Genomic DNA, 19827 nt, shown 5'->3' on the forward strand with positions numbered 1-19827 from the left:
CCTCGGTCATGCCAGGGGTTCGCCACGGGAGGCGTTCGTCACCTAGTCTTGACCCCGCCGGGCAATCCCGGCGACGTCAGCCCGCCGTGAGGCGGCCGAGAACCGAGGACACCAATGTTCGACGCGTTGACCATCTTCCTGAACGTCGTGCTCGTGCTCACCAGTGCGTTCCTGATCCTGCTGATCTTGATGCACAAGGGCAAGGGTGGTGGCATGTCCGACATGTTCGGTGGTGGTATGTCGAGCGCGGCGGGCAGCTCTGGGGTCGCCGAGCGCAACCTCAACCGCATCACCGTCGGCATCGCGCTGGTGTGGACCGTCGTGGTCGTTCTCCTCGGGCTCGCCACCAAGGTGAGCTGACGGACCAAGAGCCGCTCAGTGGGGTGCGGCGTCGGGCGGTGGGGGCGCCGCCGGGCACGAGGATCGTCCGTGGGTGTGAGCCCACAGAGTCGAAGGTGAGGACGACACGTGGCATCTGGACACGCCATCCGTGGTTCGCGCGTCGGAGCCGGCCCGATGGGAGAGCAGGAACGCGGCGAGATGGCGCCGCGGACCGTGGTCTCCTACTGGTGCCTCAACGGTCATGAGACACGGCCGAGCTTCGCCGCGATCGAGCAGCTGGAGCCCCCCGAGTTCTGGGACTGTCCGCGCTGCGGGTTCCCGGCCGGGCAGGACGCGGCACACCCGCCGGCTCCGCTGCGCAACGAGCCGTACAAGACGCATCTGGCCTACGTGAAGGAGCGGCGGTCCGAGGAGGACGGCGCTGCCCTGCTGGAGGAGGCTCTCGCGACGTTGCGGGACCGGCGCTCCGGAGGGCTCGCGACGACTCGCTGACGCACGAGGGGCGGTCCCGTACTCGGGACCGCCCCTCGCGTCGTCGGGGTGAGGCCGCTCAGTCGCGCCCGGAGGCCGCCGCGGCGTCGAGCAGCCACAGCGTCCGGTCGTGCCCGACGGCGCGCACGGCGGGCACCTGGGTCACCGGGCCGTCGGCCAGCGCGGCAGCCGCCTGAGCCGCCTTCTCGGCCCCGGCGGCGACCACCCACACCTCGCGAGCCAGGCCGATGGTGGCAAAGGTCAGCGACACCCGCTCGGACGGTGGCTTGGGGGAGTCGTGGACCGCGACCACGGACCCGGCGGCGGCGAGCGCGGGATGCTCGGGGAAGAGCGACGCGACGTGCCCGTCGGGGCCCATGCCGAGCAGGAGCACGTCGAACGACGGTGCGGCGGCGCCGTCCGACGCGAAGGTGGCGAGCTCGGCGACGTAGCTCGCGGCCGCCTCCTCGGGCGTGCTCGCCTCGTCGGCGGCGTCGCCGTGCGGCAGCACGGCGTGGATGTTGCGGGCGGGCAGACCGGACGACGCGACGAGATCGTCGAGCAACGCCTCGCGTGCCTGCGTCTCGTTCCGGTCGGCGTCACCGGCAGGCAGGAAACGCTCGTCCCCCCACCACAGGTGCACGCCCGACCAGTCGACCGCGGCCCGCAACGGGCTGCTCGCCGCCGCGGCGAGAGTCTTGATGCCGACGGTGCCGCCGGTGAGGACGACGTGCACGGGGCGACGGACGGACTGGACGTCCAGGATGCGGATGAGGAGCCGGGCCGCGGCGGCTTCCGCGAGGACGGTGGGGTCCGGGTGGACGACGACCAGGCGGGTGCTCATGCGATCTCCTCCGTGCACGACCGTTGCGGTGCCTCGCTCCGGTGCACCTCGTTCCTCGACGCCCCTGCGCGGGGGCTCCTCACGCTCATGCCGCCGCCTCGACCGTGTCGACCCGGGCCAGGCCCTTGCTGAGCACCTGACCGTAGATCTCGTCCGGGTCGAGCCTGCGCAGCTCCTCGATGAGTGCCTCCGAGAGCGAGCGGATGGGCAGGGACATGCGCCGCTCGGGCTTGCCGGGCTGGCTGATCGTGACGACCCGACCGTCAGGACGGTCCAGGACGATCGGGCCGCTCTTGCGCTCCAGGGTGACCCGGGTGATCGCGTCGGTGCCCTCGGTGCGCTCGACGGTCGCCGGGCACTTCAGCTTCAGCCCGAGCCAGGCGGCCAGGAGGTCGAGCGACGTGTGCTGGGACTGTCCCTCGACCCGGACGGCGATGACCGGCTCGTACGGCGGCTGGTCGATCGCCGCCGCGATCAGGCCGCGCCACAGGGTGACACGAGCCCAGGCGAGGTCGGTGTCGCCCTCGGTGAACGACCCGGCGAGGCGCCCCAGCATCCCGACCGGGTCGCTCGCCGTCGTGGTGTCGGTGATGCGTCGCTGCGCCATCGCGCCCAGGGGGTCGGCGGTGGGGTGCTCCGGACCGCCGCTGGGCCACCAGACGACGATGGGCGCGTCAGGCAGCAGCAGCGGCATCACCAGGGTGTCGGGATGGTCCTGCAGCGGCTCGGCGCACCGCAGCACGACGACCTCGGAGGCGCCGGCGTCGCCGCCGACGCGGATCTGGGCGTCGAGGCGGCCCGCGGGCGCCCGCGTGGCGAGCGGCGCGACGACGACGACGCGGCAGGGGTGCTCGTGGCTGGCCTCGTTGGCGGCGCTCACCGCTGCCTCGATGTCGTCCTCGAGGGCGACGACGACGAGCGTCAGCACACGGCCCAGCGCGACCGCGCCGCCCTCGTCGCGCAGGTGGTCGAGCCGCTTGCTGACGGCGTTCGTCGTGGTGTCCGGCATGTCGATGATCATGGGTGTGCTCCTTCGTCGTGCCGGCGAATCAGGGACGGCGCCACGTGCGGCCGTCGCGGGCCATCATGGCGTCCGCCGACGACGGACCCCACGAGCCGGACGGGTACGGCTCGGGCCGGCCCTTGTTGCCCCAGTGCGCGATGACCGGATCGAGGATCTTCCAGGACAGCTCGACCTCCTCGCGGGTGGGGAAGAGCGGCGGGTCGCCCAGCAGGACGTCGAGGATGAGCCGCTCGTAGGCCTCGGGGGAGGACTCGGTGAAGGAGTGTCCGTAACCGAAGTCCATGGTGACGTCGCGGACCTCCATCGCGGTCCCCGGGACCTTCGCGCCGAACCGCAGCGTGACGCCCTCGTCGGGCTGGACCCTGATGACGAGGGCGTTGCTGCCCAGGTCGGAGGTGAGCGAGCTCTCGAACGGCAGGTGCGGCGCCGTCTTGAAGACGACGGCGACCTCGGTCACGCGGCGGCCCAGACGCTTGCCGCTACGCAGGTAGAACGGGACACCGGCCCAGCGGCGGTTGTCGATGTCGAGCCGGACCGCGGCGTAGGTCTCGGTGGTGGACTCGGGGTTGAAGCCTTCCTCCTCGAGGAACCCCACGACCTTCTCGCCGCCCTGCCAGGCCGAGGCGTACTGCCCGCGGGCCGTGTGCCGGGACAGGTCCCGCGGCAGGCGGACCGACGACAACGCCTTGATCTTCTCGGCGCGCAGCGCGTCGGCGTCGAAGTTGACGGGCTCCTCCATCGCGACGAGTGCGAGCAGCTGGAGCAGGTGGTTCTGGATGACGTCGCGTGCTGCGCCCACGCCGTCGTAGTACCCGGCGCGCCCGCCGATGCCGATGTCCTCGGCCATCGTGATCTGGACGTGGTCCACGTAGTTGCTGTTCCAGAGCGGCTCGAACATCTGGTTCGCGAAGCGGAGCGCCAGGATGTTCTGGACCGTCTCCTTGCCGAGATAGTGGTCGATGCGGAAGACCGACTCCGGCTCGAACACCTTCGAGACGACGCTGTCGAGCTCGCGGGCGGACTGCAGGTCGTGGCCGAACGGCTTCTCGATGACGACCCGACGCCAGGCGTCCTCCGCCGACTCCGAGAGGCCCGAGCTCGAGAGCTGCTCGCAGACGAGGGGGAACGCGCTCGGCGGCACCGAGAGGTAGAAGGCGTGGTTGCCACCGGTGCCACGTTCGGCGTCCAGCTCCTCGACCGTCTTGCGCAGCCTCTCGAACGCCTCCGGGTCGTCGAACGAGCCCTGGACGAACCGGATGCCCTCGCTGAGCTGCTGCCACGTCGCCTCACGGAACGGGGTGCGCGCGTGCTCCTTGACCGCGTCGTGGACGATCTCGCAGAAGTCCTGGTCGTCCCACTCGCGACGGGCGAACCCGGTGAGGGCGAAGCCGGGGGGCAGGAGCCCGCGGTTGGCGAGGTCGTAGACCGCCGGCATGAGCTTCTTGCGCGACAGGTCGCCGGTGACGCCGAAGATCACCAGCCCGCAGGGGCCGGCTATCCGGGGCAGCCGCAGGTCGAGAGGATCGCGCAGCGGGTTCTGCTCAGCAGTGATCTTGGCCGGTCTCACGGTGCCCCGTCTCTCTCGTGGTGCTGTTCTGTTGGTGCGTGATGGTCGTCGCCCGGCGCTCAGGCGCCGGCAGCGTCGAGCCCGGTCTTGGTCGTGGTGAGGAGCTCGTCCCAGCTCTTCTCGAACTTCGACACGCCCTCGTTCTCGAGCCGGGCCGTGACCTCGTCCATGGAGATGCCCTGCGCCTCGACGGCGGCCAGGGTCGCGAGCGCCTCGCCGGCGGTCCCGGAGACGGTGTCGCCCGAGATCTCGCCGTGGTCCGCGACGGCGTCGAGCGTCGCCTGCGGCATCGTGTTGACGACGCCGGGCGCGACGAGCTCGGTGACGTAGAGGGTGTCGGGGTATGCGGGGTCCTTGACACCGGTGGACGCCCACAGGGGGCGCTGCGGCTTCGCGCCGGCCGCCGCCAGTGCCTGCCAGCGCTCGGAGGCGAACACCTCCTCGTAGGCGGCGTAGGCCAGACGAGCGTTCGCGATCGCCGCCTTGCCGCGCAGCGCGAGCGCCTCCTCGGTGCCGACGTCGGTGAGCGCCGCGTCCACGGCGGCGTCGACGCGGGAGACGAAGAACGAGGCGACGGAGGCGATCGGCGCCAGGTCGTGGCCGGCCTCCCGGGCCCGTTCGAGCCCCGCGAGGAACGCGTCCATGACGTCGCGATAGCGGTCGATGGAGAAGATCAGCGTGACGTTGACGCTGAACCCTGCGGCGATCGTCTCGGTGATGGCCGGCAGGCCCTCGACGGTGGCGGGGATCTTGATCATGATGTTGGGCCGGTCGACGGTGGTCCACAGCCGGTGCGCCGTCTCGACGGTCGCCGCGGTGTCACGGGCCAGGCGGGGGTCGACCTCGATGGAGACCCGGCCGTCGACGGTGTCGGTGGCGTCGTAGACGCCGCGCAGCACGTCCGCCGCCGCCCGCACGTCGTCGGTGGTGATCATCTCCACCGCCGCCTCCACGTCGGTCCCGGCCAGCTCGGTCAGGGCGGAGTCGTAGGCGTTCCCCGCGGAGAGCGCAGCAGCGAAGATCGTGGGGTTGGTGGTGACGCCGACGACGTCGTGGGAGTCGATCAGCCCGGCGAGGTTGCCGGTGTCGAGCCGCTCGCGCGAGAGGTCGTCCAACCAGATGGACACGCCTGCCTCGGAGAGGCGCTGGGTGGGTCGGTTCGTCTCGGTCATCTCAGGTCTCCTGCCTCGACGTCGGTGGCCTCACCACCGCGTTGGTCACATGGTGGACGACGACGGCGGCCGACGCCTGCCCGCCGCCCGCGTCGGACGTGCGACGCCCCCCCGCCCCCCGCGACGGACTCGCGGGCTGCGGCTGCCACGGCCTCGGCGGTGATGCCGAACTCGCGGTAGAGCGTCTGGTAGTCGGCGGACGCCCCGTAGTGCTCCAGCGAGACGCTGCGCCCGGCGTCGCCGACGATGTCGCGCCAGCCCTGCGCCACACCGGCCTCGACGGAGACGCGCGCCCGGACGGCCGCCGGCAGCACCGACTCGCGGTACGCGGCGTCCTGCCGGTCGAACCACTCGCGGCTCGGCAGCGACACGACGCGCGCGGCGACGCCGTCCGCCGCGAGGAGCTCGCGCGCCTCGACGGCCAGCTGGACCTCGGAACCGGTGCCCACGAGGATGACGTCCGGCGTGCCGTCGGTGTCGAGCAGGGTGTACCCGCCCTTGAGCGTGCCTTCCGCTCCGGCGAATCCCTCGGTGCCCCGCGGGAACGTGGGCACGCCCTGACGAGTCAGGACGAGCCCGGCCGGGTGGTCGCGGCCCTCGAGGATGCCGCGCCAGGCCCACGCGGTCTCGTTGGCGTCGGCGGGGCGGACGATGTCGAGGCCGGGGATGGCGCGCAGCGCGGCGAGGTGCTCGACCGGCTGGTGGGTCGGACCGTCCTCGCCGAGGCCGATCGAGTCGTGCGTCCACACGAACGTGCTGGGGATGCCCATGAGGGCGGCCAGCCGGACCGATGCGCGCATGTAGTCGGAGAACTGCAGGAAGGTGCCGCCGTACGGGCGGGTGAGCCCGTGCAGGACGATGCCGTTCAGGATCGATCCCATGGCGTGCTCACGGATGCCGAAGTGCAGCGTGCGGCCGTAGGGGTCGCCCGGGAACTTCTTCGTGGCGTGCTCGATCGGGACGAACGACGTCGCACCGTCCATGGTGGTGTTGTTCGAGCCGGCGAGGTCCGCCGAACCGCCCCAGAGCTCGGGCAGGACGTCGGCCAGCGCGGAGAGCACCTTGCCGGAGGCGGCGCGGGTCGCAATGCCCTTCGTCGACTCCTCGAACTGGGGCAGCGCGTCGGCCCAGCCCTCGGGCAGCTCACCGGCGGTGAGGCGCTCGAGGAGCGCCGCGCGCTCGGGGGCGGCCGTCTTCCACGCCTCGAAGGCGGTGTCCCACGCCGCGCGCTGGTCGCTCTGACGCTCCGCGACGGCGCGGGTGTACGCGAGGACCTCGTCGTCGATGTGGAAGGACTTCTCGGGGTCGAGCTCGAGCACGGTCTTCATGCCCGCGACCTCGTCGGCGCCCATGGCGGAGCCGTGGATGCCGCCGGTGTTCTGCTTGGTGGGTGCCGGCCAACCGATGATGGTGCGCAGCGCGATGATGGAGGGCTTGCCGGTCTCGGCCTTCGCGGCGTCGAGCGCTGCGGCGAGCTCGTCGGTGTCCTCGGCGTAGCCGGTGCCGCCCTGCGTGAAGTCGACCCGCTGGGTGTGCCACCCGTAGGCCTCGTAGCGAGCGAGGACGTCCTCGGTGAACGCGATGTCCGTGTCGTCCTCGATCGAGATCTTGTTGTCGTCCCAGATCACGACGAGGTTGCCGAGCTGCTGGTGCCCGGCGAGGGAGGACGCCTCGGAGGTCACGCCCTCCTGCAGGTCGCCGTCGGAGGCGATCACGTACACGTGGTGGTCGAACGGCGAGGTCCCCGGTGCGGCGTCGGGGTCGAGCAGGCCCCGCTCGCGGCGCGCGCCGTAGGCCATGCCGACGGCGGAGGCGAGCCCCTGGCCGAGCGGCCCGGTCGTGATCTCGACGCCGGGCGTGTGGCCGTACTCGGGGTGGCCCGGGGTCTGCGAGTCCCAGGTGCGCAGCGCGGCGATGTCGTCCATCTCCATGCCGTAGCCGGCGAGGAAGAGCTGCAGGTACAGCGTCAGCGACGAGTGCCCCGCGGAGAGCACGAACCGGTCGCGTCCCACCCAGGCCGGATCGCTCGGGTCGTGGCGCATCGTCTTCTGGAAGAGCAGGTACGCGGCGGGCGCGAGAGAGATCGCGGTGCCGGGGTGGCCGGAGCCGCACTTCTCGACGGCGTCGGCGGCGAGCGCCTTGATGGACTTGACCGCGCGCGCGTCGAGTTCGTTCCACTCGAGCGGCGACAGTGCGGGGTCGAACGCGTTCACGTATGCCTCTTTCCTGCCCGAGGCGTGGCCCCGGGAGCTCTGCTGCTGTGGCCGGGCGCGGCAGGCCTCGCCTCTGGCGGCGAGGACGGTCATCGTGCACAGCGGACGAACCGGTGCGCACGACGGCACCAGTGCCCTGCGGTGTGCGTCTCCACACTAGCGGTGACGGGCGGACAACGCGCCCATGCCTCGAATCCATCCCACCATGTGGGCGCGACGAGATCGTCGGCCCACGCACTGACGTTTCTCACACCGCTCCGGCACCCGGCGAGGACGAGAGATCGCACAGGTCGGCGTACGATGGGCCCGACCGACCGACCCCCTCGCGAACGGAAGCATGAGGCGCGTGAGCACCCCGAGCCGCACGACGTCCGACTCGTCGACCACACGCGCCGCAGTGCACCGTCCCGACGGCGCTCGTGCGGCGTCCTGGCGGGACCGCGTCGGCGCCTACATCGCCCTCACCAAGCCGCGCATCATCGAGCTGCTGCTGGTGACCACCGTGCCGACGATGATCCTCGCGCAGGGCGGGCTGCCAGACCTGTGGCTCGTCGTCAAGACGCTCGTCGGCGGCGCGCTCGCGGCCGGGTCGGCCAACGCCTTCAACTGCTATCTCGACCGGGACATCGACGAGGTGATGAACCGCACCAAGCGGCGACCCCTCGTCACCGGGGAGGTCCTGCCGCGCAGCGCGCTGATCTTCGCCACGGCGCTCGGCACGGTGTCGCTGGTGTGGTTCGCCTGGCTCGTGAACCTGCAGGCGGCATGGCTGACGGGTGGGGCGATCGCGATCTACGTCGTCGGCTACACGATGATCCTCAAGCGGCGCACCCCGCAGAACATCGTCTGGGGCGGCATCGCCGGCTGCATGCCGGTGTTCATCGGGTGGGCGGCCGTGACCGGGTCGCTGAGCTGGGCGGCGCTGGCCCTGTTCGGCGTCATCTTCTTCTGGACGCCGCCGCACTACTGGCCGCTGTCGGTCAAGTTCAAGAAGGACTACGAGAACGCGGGCGTGCCGATGCTGCCCGTGGTCGCCTCCGACCGCCGCGTCGCAGCCGAGATGGTCGGCCACACGGTGGCGATGATCGCCTGCTCGCTCGCGTTGGTGCCGCTCGCCGGCATGACGTGGGTGTACACCGCCGTCGCCGTCGTGACGGGCGGATGGTTCCTCTGGCTCACCATCGCCATGCTGCGCAAGGCCCAGGGCCGGACCCGGGGAGGCCCGGGGGCGATGAAGGTCTTCCACGCCTCGATCACGTACCTCACCGTGCTGTTCGTCGCCGTCGCGGTCGACGTCTTCCTCCCGTTCTGACCTGCCGGCGGCCGGGAACGGGCATGATGGGCGTGTGACCGCTCCCGCTGACCTGCAGCCCGCCCTCGAGGCGGCCCTGCGCGACTACCTCGCCCACGTGCGGGTCGAGCGCGGCCTGTCGGCGAACACGGTCGCGGCCTACCGGCGGGACCTGGACCGTTACGCGCGGTTCCTGGCCGGTGCCGGCCGCACCACCCTCGAGCAGGTGACCGAGCACGACGTGACGGCGTTCCTGACGGCGGTCCGCGAGGGCTCGGACGACGGGCGCGCACTCTCGGCGTCGTCGGCGGCCCGTTCTCTGGCGGCCGTGCGGGGCTGGCACCGGTTCGCCCGTGCCGAGGGGATGGCCTCCGAGGACCCGTCGGCCGAGGTGGCGGCCCCCACCCAGACGAGGCGGCTGCCGCACGCTCTGAGCATCGACGACGTCGCGCGGCTCCTCGACGCCGCGTCGTCGGGGGACACCCCTGCGGGCCTGCGCGACCGGGCGCTGCTCGAGCTGCTGTACTCCACCGGCGGGCGGATCAGCGAGGTGGTCGGACTGGACGTCGACGACGTGGGGTCCGACGCGCTCGTGCGGCTCTTCGGCAAGGGCAGCAAGGAGCGCATCGTGCCGGTCGGTTCGTACGCGCGCGACGCCGTGGACGCGTACCTCGTCCGAGCCCGACCGGTGCTGGCGGCGGCCGGCTCCGCCCGCGGCCGGAGCACCCCGGCGCTGTTCCTCAACACCCGCGGCAACCGGCTCTCGCGGCAGAGCGCCTGGGCCGTGCTGCAGGGCGCCGCCGAGCGCGCGGGCCTGACCGAGCACGTCTCGCCGCACACGCTGCGGCACTCGTTCGCGACCCACCTGCTCGCGGGCGGCGCGGACGTCCGGGTGGTCCAGGAGCTGCTGGGCCACGCGTCGGTCACGACCACGCAGATCTACACGATGGTCACTCCCGAGGCGCTCCGTGAGGTCTACGCCGCCACGCACCCGCGGGCCCGCTAGCGCGCGCCGCCACGCACCCGTGGCGACCTGAGGGCCGATGTCCACCACGCCGCGCGGCGGACCGGTGCCCGGCAGACCACCGGTGTAGCGTGACGGACGTGAGCGACGCACCCGGGGGGAGCGACACGATGACGCAGTCCGCGACGGCCGAGAGCACGTTGCCCGGGGTCCCGGGCCGGCAGCAGGACGACGGACCGGCCACCGACGTGGTTGGCCGGCCGCTGCCCGACTTCCCCGAGCCACCGCCCCGCAGCACGCACGGCCCGGCGAGGATCGTGGCGATGTGCAACCAGAAGGGCGGCGTCGGCAAGACGACGACCACGATCAACCTCGGCGCTGCCCTGGCCGAGTACGGTCTCAGGGTGCTTCTCGTCGACTTCGACCCGCAGGGCGCCGCGTCGGTCGGCGTGGGGATCAGCCCGCACGAGCTCGACCTGAGCGTCTACAACCTGATCATGGACCGTGACGTCGAGCTGTCGGACGTCGTGCGGCCGACGGCCATCGAAGGGCTCGACGTGGTCCCGGCGAACATCGACCTGTCGGCGGCCGAGGTCCAGCTCGTGGGTGAGGTCGCCCGCGAGTCGATCCTCTCGCGGGCGCTGCGCCCGGCGCTCGCCGACTATGACGTGATCCTGGTCGACTGCCAGCCGTCCCTGGGGCTGCTCACGGTGAACGCCCTGACGGCCGCCCACGGCGTGCTCATCCCGCTCGAGTGCGAGTTCTTCGCGCTGCGCGGTGTCGCCCTCCTGGTCGAGACCATCGACAAGGTCAAGGATCGTCTCAACCCGGACCTCGAGGTGGACGGCATCCTGCCGACCATGTTCGACTCGCGCACGCTGCACTCGCGCGAGGTCGTGCAGCGGGTCCACGAGGCCTTCGGCGACACGCTGCTGCACACGGTCATCGGGCGGACCGTGAAGTTCCCGGACGCTTCGGTGGCTGCCGAGCCGATCACCGCCTACGCCCCGACCCACCGGGGGGCGTCCGCCTACCGGCAGCTCGCGCGCGAGCTCGTGGCCCGTGGAAGCATCGCCTGATCCCGGCCGGACCGAGACGCCGCGGGCGGGGGCGTTCACGGTCCACCTCGCCAACTTCGACGGTCCGTTCGACCTGCTGCTCTCGCTGATCAACGCACGCAAGCTCGACGTCACCGAGGTGGCGCTGGCCGAGGTGACCGACGACTTCGTGGCGCACATCCGAGCGGCGGACACGGCCTCGCGCGAGGCGGCGGGGCGCGGCGAGGAGCACCCCTCGTGGGACCTCGGTGCGGCGAGCGAGTTCCTGGTCGTCGCCGCGACCCTGCTCGACCTCAAGGCCGCCCGGCTGCTGCCGGGCATCGCCGAGGAGGACGCCGAGGACCTGGAGCTGCTGGAGGCCCGCGACCTGCTGTTCGCCCGGCTGCTGCAGTACCGCGCCTACAAGGAGGTCTCCGCCGTGCTGGCCGATCGGCTGGCCACGGAGGGGCGGCGGGTGCCGCGCTCGGTCCCGATGGAGAGTCACCTGGCGGCGATGCTGCCCGAGCTGGTCTGGACCCTCGACGCCGACCGGATCGCCGTGCTGGCGGCGAAGGCCCTCGAGCCGAGGCTGCCCGCGGTGGTCGGGCTCAGCCACCTGCACGCGCCCGCGGTGAGCGTGCGCGAGCAGGCGGTCGTCGTCGCCCGAAGGCTGCGGCGAGACCACGTCGCGACCTTCCGCGCGCTGGCGGCGGGGGAGGAGCGCCTCGTGGTGGTGGCGCGGTTCCTGGCGCTGCTGGAGCTCTTCCGCAACGGTCAGGTGGCGTTCGACCAGGTGGTGGCGCTCGGCGAGCTCACCGTGCGGTGGACCGGCGACGACGGCGGCGACGAGATCGGCGAGGAGTTCGAGGAGTTCGAGGGCGCCGTGGAGGGAGCAGCATGACGGAGACCGACATGACGGAGACCGACGCGACGGAGACCGTCGCGGTGGCCCGGTCCGAGGTCGCCGGGACGTCGTCGAGCGCTCAGAGCGCCGCGGAGCCCGTCGACGTCGACGATCTCCCCGGCGGGCTGGAGGCGGCGCTGGAGTCGATCCTCATGGTCGCCGAGGCGCCGGTGGAGACGGAACGGCTCGCCGTCGCCGTGGGGCGTCCGACGGCGGAGGTCACCGACGTGCTCGAACGCCTCGCCGCGGAGTTCCGCGGCGAGACGGGACAGCGTGCGCGCGGCTTCGAGCTGCGCCGGGGCGCGGGAGGCTGGCGCGTCTACTCCTCGCGGGAGCACGCCGACGTCGTGAGCCGGTTCGTGCTGGAGGGACAGTCGTCGCGGCTGAGCCAGGCGGCGCTCGAGACGCTGGCGGTGGTCGCCTACCGCCAGCCCGTGACGCGCGGGCAGGTGTCCGCGGTCCGTGGCGTCAACGTCGACGGCGTCGTGCGCACCCTGCTGGCTCGCGGCCTGGTGGCCGAGGTCGGGCAGGACCCGCTCTCGGGCGCGGTGCTGTTCGGCACCACGGCGGAGTTCCTGGACCGGATGGGCTGGTCGTCGCTGGAGGACCTCCCGCCGCTCGCGCCGCATCTGCCCGGTGTCGAGGCGGTCGGCGACCTCACCGACTGACGCCTGCGACAATGGACCCATGCCCACCTCACGCCGCGGCGGCCGCCGTCGCCCCCAGCAGTCGAACGCAGCACAGAATCGTCCGGTGGACGTCCACGTCGCCGACGGGGTCCGGCTGCAGAAGGTGCTCGCACAGGCCGGGCTCGGCTCGCGTCGCAAGTGCGAGGAGCTGATCTCCGAGGCACGCGTCGAGGTCGACGGCCAGATCGTCACGGAGCTCGGCGTGCGGATCGACCCGGGCAAGGCGGTCGTCCGCGTGGACGGCATGACCGTCCAGCTCGACCCGTCGAAGATCACCGTGGCGGTGAACAAGCCGCTGGGCATGATCTCCGCCATGAGCGACCCGGAGGGCCGCCCCACGGTGGCGGAGCTGGTCAAGGACCGGCCCGAGCGGCTCTTCCACGTCGGGCGGCTCGACGCGGACTCCGAGGGTCTGCTGCTCCTGACCAACGACGGCGAGCTCGGCAACCGGCTCGCGCACCCGAGCCGCGAGATTCCCAAGACGTACCTCGTCACCGTCGAGGGCGGCGAGGTCTACCCCCGGATCATGAAGCACCTCACCTCCGGGGTGGAGCTCGACGACGGCACGGCACGCATGGACAAGGTTCGTGTCGTCGACGCCGTGCCGGGGCACTCGATGCTCGAGGTGGTTCTTCACGAGGGCCGCAACCGCATCGTCCGGCGGATGTTCGAGGCCGTCGGCTTCCCCGTGACCCGCCTGGTGCGCACCCGCATCGGCCCGATCGCCGTCGGCGACCTGAAGGTCGGCCGGTCCCGCGTGCTGGGGCGCACCGAGCTCGGCACGCTCATGCGCGCCGTCGACCTCTGACCCCACTCCCACCCACCACCGACACAGAAACGAGCACCAGTGGTCACCATCGCCGTCGACGGTCCGTCCGGATCCGGCAAGTCCAGCGTCTCGAAGGCCGTCGCCGCCCGGCTCGGCCTCGCCTACCTCGACACCGGCGCGATGTACCGCGCCGCGACGCTGTGGTGCGTCCGCAGCGGGGTGGCGCTCGACGACACCGGCGCGGTGGCCGCTGCGGTGCGGGACATGCCGCTGGCGATGGGCGTCGACCCGGCCGCCCCGGGGATCCTTCTGGACGGCGACGACGTCGCGACGGCGATCCGGACCACCGACGTCACCGCGGTCGTGTCGAAGGTCGCCACGAATCTGGAGGTGCGCGACGAGCTGCGTCGCCGTCAGCGGGCGATCATCGCCGACGAGGCGGACGGAGGCTTCTCCGCCGGGCGCGGCATCGTCGCCGAGGGCCGGGACATCACGACCGTCGTGGCCCCGGACGCCGACGCCCGCGTGCTCCTCGTGGCCAGCGAGGAGGCACGCCTGCGCCGTCGCTCGCTCGAGGTCCACGGCGTCGCGGACGCCACCTCCGTCGAGGCGACGCGGGACCAGGTGCTGCGCCGCGACCGCGACGACGCGACCGTGAGCACGTTCCACGTCGCGGCCGACGGCGTGGTGACGGTCGACTCCAGCGACCTGGACTTCGAGCAGACCGTGGAGGCCGTGCTGACGGTGGTGGAGCGCGCCGCCGTCTGACCGCCCGCGGGCGGACGCCCGCCCGGCGTGACGCGCGTCTCGTCGGGCAGGACGGTACGACGTGGTGCCGACCCGTGCGCACCTGGGACAATGGCTGACATGACCACCCCCGCCGACGGCCCCGAGACCACGCCCGCCGACGCCACCGACGCTCCCTTCGAGGACGCAGCGGACGCAGCGACGGTCGCGACCGAGTTCGTGGACGACGACGCGCGCGAGCGCGCCCTGCGCGCCGGTCTGGAGGACTTCGAGCTCGACGAGTCCGACCTCCTCCTGCTCTCCGACGAGTGGGACGAGGACGGCTCCGCCCCCGCGGAGCACGCCCTGCCGGTGCTGGCCGTCGTGGGCCGGCCGAACGTCGGAAAGTCGACCCTCGTCAACCGCATCCTGGGCCGGCGCGAGGCGGTCGTGGAGGACACGCCCGGCGTGACCCGCGACCGTGTCAGCTATCCCGCCGAGTGGTCCGGGCGGCACTTCATGCTGGTCGACACCGGGGGCTGGGAGGTCGACGTCGCCGGCATCGAGTCCAAGGTGGCGGAGCAGGCCGAGGTCGCGATCTCCCTGGCCGACGCGGTCGTCTTCGTGGTGGACGCGCAGGTCGGCGCGACGGCGAGCGACGAGCGCGTCGTCGAGCTCCTGCGCCGCTCGGGCAAGCCGGTGGTGCTGTGCGCCAACAAGGTCGACGGTCCCACCGGGGAGGCCGACGCGGCCTACCTGTGGGCGCTGGGGCTCGGCGAGCCGCAACCGGTCTCCGCGCTGCACGGCCGAGGGACGGGCGACCTGCTGGACGCCGTCCTGGACGCGCTGCCCGAGCACTCCGCGCACGGGACCCTGCGGCCCGAGGGTCCGCGCCGCGTCGCCCTGGTGGGCCGGCCGAACGTCGGCAAGTCGTCGCTGCTGAACAAGATCGCGGGCTCCGAGCGCGTGGTGGTGGACGAGGTGGCGGGCACGACCCGCGACCCGGTCGACGAGCTCGTCGAGATCAAGGGCATCCCGTACTGGTTCGTGGACACGGCGGGTATCCGCCGCCGGGTGCACCAGACCAGCGGCGCGGACTTCTACGCCTCCCTGCGGACCCAGGCCGCGATCGAGAAGGCGGAGGTCTCGGTGGTCCTGGTGGACGCCTCGGTCCCGCTCACCGAGCAGGACACGCGCGTCATCTCCCAGGTGGTCGACGCCGGCCGGGCGCTGGTCATCGCCTACAACAAGTGGGACCTCATGGACGAGGACCGCCGGCCGTACCTGGAGCGCGAGATCGAGCGCGACCTCGTGCAGGTCACGTGGGCGCCGCGCGTCAACGTCTCGGCCCGGACCGGCTGGCACACGGACAAGTTGGTGCGCGCCCTCGAGACATCCCTGGACTCCTGGGACACGCGCATCCCGACCGGGCGGCTCAACGGGTTCCTGGGCGAGCTCGTCGCCGCCCACCCGCACCCGGTGCGCGGTGGCAAGCAGCCGCGCATCCTGTTCGCGACGCAGGCGTCCACGCGCCCACCGCGGTTCGTGCTGTTCGCCACTGGGTTCATCGAGGCGGGGTACCGCCGGTTCATCGAGCGCCGCCTGCGCGAGACGTTCGGGTTCGAGGGTTCGCCGATCTCGATCAGCGTGCGTGTGCGCGAGAAGCGCCGCCGCCGCTGAGGCCGGGCCGGTGTGACCGGTCTCCCACCGGAGGCCGGCCGGACGCCCCCGGACGTGCGGTATCGTCGCAGCACGAACGAGCAACAGCTCGCGTGCTCTGGGGTCGGTGAAAATCCGAGCCGGCGGTGAAAGTCCGCGACCCGGTCACAGCCAGTGACCGGTTGACCAGGTGGAACTCCTGGACCGACGGTCAAAGTCCGGATGGGAAGACGCACGCGACGCCCTCGCCCGATCGCCGGTGGCGTGGACCCGTCCACACCGAGGTGCCCGAGTGCACCGCAGACCGGCGCGCGGCGACGACGCCGTGCACGCCCCAGCAGTCCGCGACCGGACGACAGGGGCAGCCCATGACCACCGCCACGGCGGGACCCGCCGCGAGACCGGCCGAGACCGACGCGCTCCGACGCGCCATGGAGCTCGCGGCCACCGACGGCCTCGTCCTCGGGCCCAACCCGCGCGTCGGCTGCGTCCTGCTGGACCCGGACGGCGTCACGATCGCCGAGGGCTATCACCGTGGCGCGGGGACCCCCCACGCCGAGGCGGTCGCGCTGGCGAACGCTCGTGCCGCCGTCGGGCCGGACGCCCTGCGCGGTGCCACCGCCGTCGTCACCCTCGAACCCTGCGCCCACACGGGCCGCACCGGGCCCTGCGCGCAGGCGCTGCTCGACGCCGGCATCGTCCGTGTCGTGTACGCCCAGCCGGACCCGAACCCGGTCGCCACCGGCGGAGGTGCGCTGCTGCGCGCTGCCGGCGTGGACGTCGTCGCCGGTGTGCTCGAGGACGAGGCCCGCGCCCTCAACCCGGTCTGGACGCGGGCCATGGAGCTCGGGCGGCCCGTGGTGACCTGGAAGGTCGCCACCAGCCTCGACGGGCGCACCGGTGCGGCCGACGGCACCTCGCGGTGGATCACCTCCGCCGCGTCGCGGGCGGACGCGCACCGGCTGCGCGCCGCCTGCGACACCGTGCTCGTGGGCACCGGCACCGTGGCTGCGGACGACCCGTCGCTGACCGTCCGTGACGCCGCCCGGACCGGTCCGCAGCCGCTGCGGGCCGTGATGGGACGGCGCGACCTGCCGCCGTCGTCCCGCCTCGCGGTGCCGCCCCACGACGGGACCGAGACGCTGCACCTGCGCACGCACGACCCGCACGAGGCGCTCGACGCCCTGTGGGCCGCCGACCGCCGGCACGTGCTGCTCGAGGGCGGGGCCACCCTGGCCGCCGCGTTCTGGCGCGCGGGCCTCGTCGACGAGGTCGTGGCCTACGTGGCGCCCGTGCTCCTCGGAGCCGGCCCCGACGCCGTCGGCGACCTCGGCGTCACGACCATCACCGGGGCCCTCCGGCTCGACGTCGTGGACGTCATGGTCGTCGCCCCCAGCACCGACCACCCCGCCGACCAGGCTGACGCCGGGCCGGACGAGACGAACGTGCGGCTCACCCTGCGGCCGCGGAAGGAGTCCTGATGTTCACCGGCATCGTGACCGAGCTCGGCACCGTCCGTGCCCTGGAGGCCACCGCCGACGCGGCGCGGCTGACCGTCGCCGCCACCGACGTGCTCGACGGCGTCCGCCTCGGCGACTCGATCAGCGTCGACGGCTGCTGCCTGACCGTGGCGGCCTTCGACGGCGAGACCTGGACCGCCGACCTCATGGCCGAGACGCTGAAGCGTACCTCGCTCGGTGGTCTCGCGCCGGGCGACCGGGTCAACCTCGAACCCGCGCTGCCCGTGACGGGTCGCCTCGGCGGGCACATCGTGCAGGGGCACGTCGACGGCGTCGGGGCGGTGCTCGCCCGGACGCCGGGCGAGCGGTGGGACGTCGTGGAGATCTCGCTGCCCGCCGAGCTCGCCCGTTACGTCGTGGCCAAGGGGTCGATCGCCGTCGACGGCGTCTCGCTCACCGTGGTCGACGCCGGGGCGGACCGGTTCGCCGTGAGCCTCATCCCCGAGACGCTCGCGCGCACCACGCTCGGTGCCCGGGCCGTCGGGGACCGGGTCAACCTCGAGACGGACGTGCTCGCCCGGCACGTGGAACGGTTGCTCGCGACGGCGGAGGTGGGCTCGTGACCGGGACCACCGGGACAGCGGGGCCGGTCGAGCGCGTCGAGCGTGCGCTCGCCGCCGTGGCCGCGGGGCGCGCCGTCGTCGTCGCGGACGACGAGGGCCGCGAGAACGAGGGCGACCTCATCTTCGCCGCCGAGGCCGCTACGCCCGAGCTCATGGGCTTCCTGGTGCGGCACACGTCGGGGCTCGCCTGCGTCGCCGCGGACGGCGCCACGCTGGACCGGCTCGGGCTGCCCCTGATGGTCGCCGAGAACCGCGACGCCTTCCGGACCGCTTACACGGTCACCGTCGACGCGGCCGACGGCGTGACCACCGGGATCTCCGGCGCCGACCGGGCGCTCACCGCGCGCACGCTGGCCGCCGCGGGCACGCGTCCGGCCGACCTGACCCGCCCCGGGCACGTGCTGCCGCTGCGCGCCCGCGACGGCGGGGTGCTCGAGCGCCGCGGGCACACCGAGGCGGCCGTCGACCTGGCGCGCCTGGCGGGCCGCGGCAGCAGCGGCGTGCTCGCCGAGATCACGCACGACGACGGCACGATGATGCGCCTGCCGGCGCTGCGCGAGTTCGCCGCGCAGCACTCGCTGGAGCTGATCAGCGTGGCCGACCTCGTGGCCTACCGGCGGCTCACCGAGGTGCTCGTGGACCGCCTCGCGGTGACTCGGCTGCCGACGCGGCACGGGACGTTCACCGCCGTGGGCTACCGCGACCGGGTGACCGGCGACGAGCACGTGGGGCTCGTCGCCGGGGCGCTCGCCGACCTCGACGGCGGCGGACCGGTGCTGACCCGGGTGCACTCCGAGTGCCTCACCGGGGACGCGTTCGGCTCGCTGCGCTGCGACTGCGGACCACAGCTGGACGCCTCGCTGCGGGCGATCCAGGAGGCGGGCCGTGGCGTGGTCGTCTACCTGCGCGGGCACGAGGGCCGAGGCATCGGGCTGGTCGCCAAGCTGGCCGCGTACAGCCTGCAGGACGGCGGCCACGACACCATCGACGCCAACCTCGCGCAAGGACTGCCCGTCGACTCGCGGGAGTACACCGCCGCCGCGCACGTGCTGCGGGACCTCGGCGTCGGTGCCGTGCGCCTGCTCACCAACAACCCGGCCAAGGTCGACGGCCTGCGTGCCGGGGGAGTGGAGGTCGCCGAGCGCGTGCCGCTGGCTATCCACCCCGCACCCGACAACGTCGCCTACCTGCGGACCAAGCGGGACCGCATGGGGCACGACCTGCCGAACCTCGAACCCGACGAAGGAGCACCCGTGACCACTCACCCCACCCTGCCCGAGGCAGCCCGATGAGCGGGGCCGGCGCACCCAGCACCCAGCCGACCGACAGCTCGGACCTGCGGGTCGCCGTGATCGCGGCCTCCTGGCACGACACCGTGATGGGGGGCCTCCTGGACGGCGCGCTGCGGGCGTGCCAGGACCATTCCGTCGAACCGGAGGTGCTCCGGGTACCGGGCTCGTTCGAGCTGCCGGTGGCGGCCCAGGCTGCGGCCGCTGCCGGGTTCGACGCCGTCGTGGCCCTCGGCGTCGTCATCCGGGGTGGCACGCCGCACTTCGACTACGTGTGCGCGGCCGCCACCGACGGCCTCAACCGCGTGGCGCTGGACCACACCGTGCCCGTCGGCTTCGGCCTGCTCACCTGTGACGACGAGGCCCAGGCCCTGGACCGGGCCGGGCTGCCCGGGTCCGCGGAGGACAAGGGGTACGAAGCCACGGCCGCGGCGCTCGCGACCGCGCGGGTGGTCCGGTCGATCCGCTCGACGGTGGTGGCCGACGTCCGGTGACCCCGGCCACACCGTCCCCCGTGGGTGGACGAGCAGTGCCCGCTCTGGGGTAGTATTTCGGTCGGCCCTCCGGGGCCGAACCGGTCCGTCGCCGTGACTTCATCGCGGACGGGCCGGACGGGCTGTGGCGCAGCTTGGTAGCGCACTTGACTGGGGGTCAAGGGGTCGCAGGTTCAAATCCTGTCAGCCCGACCGTGCGATGTCTCAGGACATCGGGGTGGGGGGGGCCCCCCCCCCCCGGGGGGGGGGGGCATCGGGGCGGGCGGCCGCGGGCGGGCGGGGGGGGGGG

The 19827-nt window shown here is 72.9% G+C and carries 19 protein-coding genes, 1 tRNA gene and 1 riboswitch; of the genes, 15 read left to right on the plus strand and 5 right to left on the minus strand.

Features of this window, described 5'->3' with window-relative positions:
* Window positions 1-114: 114 nt before the first annotated feature.
* Entirely contained in the window at window positions 115-360 is a 246-nt protein-coding gene (gene secG / locus ACH5HR_RS00900; protein ID WP_402371958.1) for a preprotein translocase subunit SecG, read from the plus strand.
* A gap of 108 nt (window positions 361-468) precedes the next feature.
* A complete protein-coding gene (locus ACH5HR_RS00905; RefSeq protein WP_402371956.1) occupies window positions 469-834 on the plus strand; it encodes an RNA polymerase-binding protein RbpA in 366 nt (121 codons plus the stop codon).
* A gap of 58 nt (window positions 835-892) precedes the next feature.
* Here the strand turns inward: ACH5HR_RS00905 and pgl are convergent, their stop codons facing one another.
* The 5 genes from pgl to tkt form a co-directional block, all read right to left on the minus strand.
* On the minus strand, window positions 893-1657 hold the full coding sequence (gene pgl / locus ACH5HR_RS00910) for a 6-phosphogluconolactonase (protein WP_402371955.1): 765 nt from the start codon (window positions 1655-1657) through the stop codon (window positions 893-895).
* Between the two features lie 85 nt (window positions 1658-1742).
* Window positions 1743-2678 carry a glucose-6-phosphate dehydrogenase assembly protein OpcA gene (locus ACH5HR_RS00915; RefSeq protein WP_402371954.1) on the minus strand — a complete coding sequence of 312 codons (936 nt, stop codon included), beginning with the start codon at window positions 2676-2678 and terminating at the stop codon, window positions 1743-1745.
* Window positions 2679-2706: 28 nt separating this feature from the next.
* Window positions 2707-4248 (minus strand): glucose-6-phosphate dehydrogenase, encoded by a 1542-nt coding sequence (gene zwf, locus ACH5HR_RS00920; protein WP_402371953.1) that lies wholly within the window; start codon window positions 4246-4248, stop codon window positions 2707-2709.
* A 59-nt stretch (window positions 4249-4307) separates the two neighbouring features.
* A complete protein-coding gene (tal, locus tag ACH5HR_RS00925; RefSeq protein WP_402371951.1) occupies window positions 4308-5420 on the minus strand; it encodes a transaldolase in 1113 nt (370 codons plus the stop codon).
* Window positions 5417-7633, minus strand: coding sequence for a transketolase (tkt, locus tag ACH5HR_RS00930; protein ID WP_416475735.1), 2217 nt, complete (start codon window positions 7631-7633; stop codon window positions 5417-5419). Before tkt ends, tal begins: the two co-directional genes overlap by 4 nt.
* Before the next feature lie 337 nt (window positions 7634-7970).
* On the opposite strand from tkt, the gene ACH5HR_RS00935 reads away from it, so the two are divergent.
* The 13 genes from ACH5HR_RS00935 to ACH5HR_RS00995 all read left to right on the plus strand — a co-directional run bounded on the left by ACH5HR_RS00935 (window position 7971) and on the right by ACH5HR_RS00995 (window position 19730).
* The gene (locus tag ACH5HR_RS00935) at window positions 7971-8945 is read left to right on the plus strand and encodes a heme o synthase (protein WP_416475736.1); all 975 of its coding nucleotides are present in this window, start codon (window positions 7971-7973) and stop codon (window positions 8943-8945) included.
* Window positions 8946-8979: 34 nt separating this feature from the next.
* Window positions 8980-9930, plus strand: coding sequence for a site-specific tyrosine recombinase XerD (xerD, locus tag ACH5HR_RS00940; protein ID WP_402371947.1), 951 nt, complete (start codon window positions 8980-8982; stop codon window positions 9928-9930).
* Window positions 9931-10058: 128 nt separating this feature from the next.
* Window positions 10059-10967, plus strand: coding sequence for a ParA family protein (locus tag ACH5HR_RS00945; RefSeq protein ID WP_416476400.1), 909 nt, complete (start codon window positions 10059-10061; stop codon window positions 10965-10967).
* Window positions 10951-11826: a segregation and condensation protein A gene (locus ACH5HR_RS00950; RefSeq protein ID WP_416475738.1), complete on the plus strand. Its 876-nt coding sequence runs from the start codon at window positions 10951-10953 to the stop codon at window positions 11824-11826. The genes ACH5HR_RS00945 and ACH5HR_RS00950 overlap by 17 nt, the downstream gene beginning before the upstream one ends.
* A complete protein-coding gene (gene scpB / locus ACH5HR_RS00955) occupies window positions 11823-12497 on the plus strand; it encodes an SMC-Scp complex subunit ScpB (protein WP_416475740.1) in 675 nt (224 codons plus the stop codon). The genes ACH5HR_RS00950 and scpB overlap by 4 nt, the downstream gene beginning before the upstream one ends.
* Window positions 12498-12582: 85 nt before the next feature.
* Complete coding sequence (locus tag ACH5HR_RS00960) at window positions 12583-13326, plus strand: pseudouridine synthase (RefSeq protein ID WP_416475742.1); 744 nt, start codon at window positions 12583-12585, stop codon at window positions 13324-13326.
* Window positions 13327-13365: 39 nt separating this feature from the next.
* On the plus strand, window positions 13366-14055 hold the full coding sequence (gene cmk, locus ACH5HR_RS00965) for a (d)CMP kinase (protein WP_402371942.1): 690 nt from the start codon (window positions 13366-13368) through the stop codon (window positions 14053-14055).
* Between the two features lie 99 nt (window positions 14056-14154).
* Window positions 14155-15693 (plus strand): ribosome biogenesis GTPase Der, encoded by a 1539-nt coding sequence (der, locus tag ACH5HR_RS00970; protein WP_402371941.1) that lies wholly within the window; start codon window positions 14155-14157, stop codon window positions 15691-15693.
* 88 nt (window positions 15694-15781) lie between these two features.
* A riboswitch (FMN riboswitch) is annotated at window positions 15782-15912 on the plus strand.
* A 128-nt stretch (window positions 15913-16040) separates the two neighbouring features.
* Complete coding sequence (ribD, locus tag ACH5HR_RS00975) at window positions 16041-17153, plus strand: bifunctional diaminohydroxyphosphoribosylaminopyrimidine deaminase/5-amino-6-(5-phosphoribosylamino)uracil reductase RibD (protein WP_416475744.1); 1113 nt, start codon at window positions 16041-16043, stop codon at window positions 17151-17153.
* On the plus strand, window positions 17153-17755 hold the full coding sequence (locus ACH5HR_RS00980; RefSeq protein ID WP_402371938.1) for a riboflavin synthase: 603 nt from the start codon (window positions 17153-17155) through the stop codon (window positions 17753-17755). The genes ribD and ACH5HR_RS00980 overlap by 1 nt, the downstream gene beginning before the upstream one ends.
* The gene (locus ACH5HR_RS00985) at window positions 17752-19047 is read left to right on the plus strand and encodes a bifunctional 3,4-dihydroxy-2-butanone-4-phosphate synthase/GTP cyclohydrolase II (RefSeq protein WP_402371936.1); all 1296 of its coding nucleotides are present in this window, start codon (window positions 17752-17754) and stop codon (window positions 19045-19047) included. Before ACH5HR_RS00980 ends, ACH5HR_RS00985 begins: the two co-directional genes overlap by 4 nt.
* Entirely contained in the window at window positions 19044-19538 is a 495-nt protein-coding gene (gene ribH, locus ACH5HR_RS00990) for a 6,7-dimethyl-8-ribityllumazine synthase (protein WP_416475747.1), read from the plus strand. The genes ACH5HR_RS00985 and ribH overlap by 4 nt, the downstream gene beginning before the upstream one ends.
* Before the next feature lie 118 nt (window positions 19539-19656).
* A tRNA-Pro gene (locus tag ACH5HR_RS00995) sits at window positions 19657-19730 on the plus strand.
* Window positions 19731-19827 lie beyond the last annotated feature (97 nt).

Source organism: Isoptericola maris, from assembly GCF_048065335.1.
In the GTDB taxonomy this organism is placed as follows: Bacteria; Actinomycetota; Actinomycetes; order Actinomycetales; family Cellulomonadaceae; genus Isoptericola; species Isoptericola rhizosphaerae.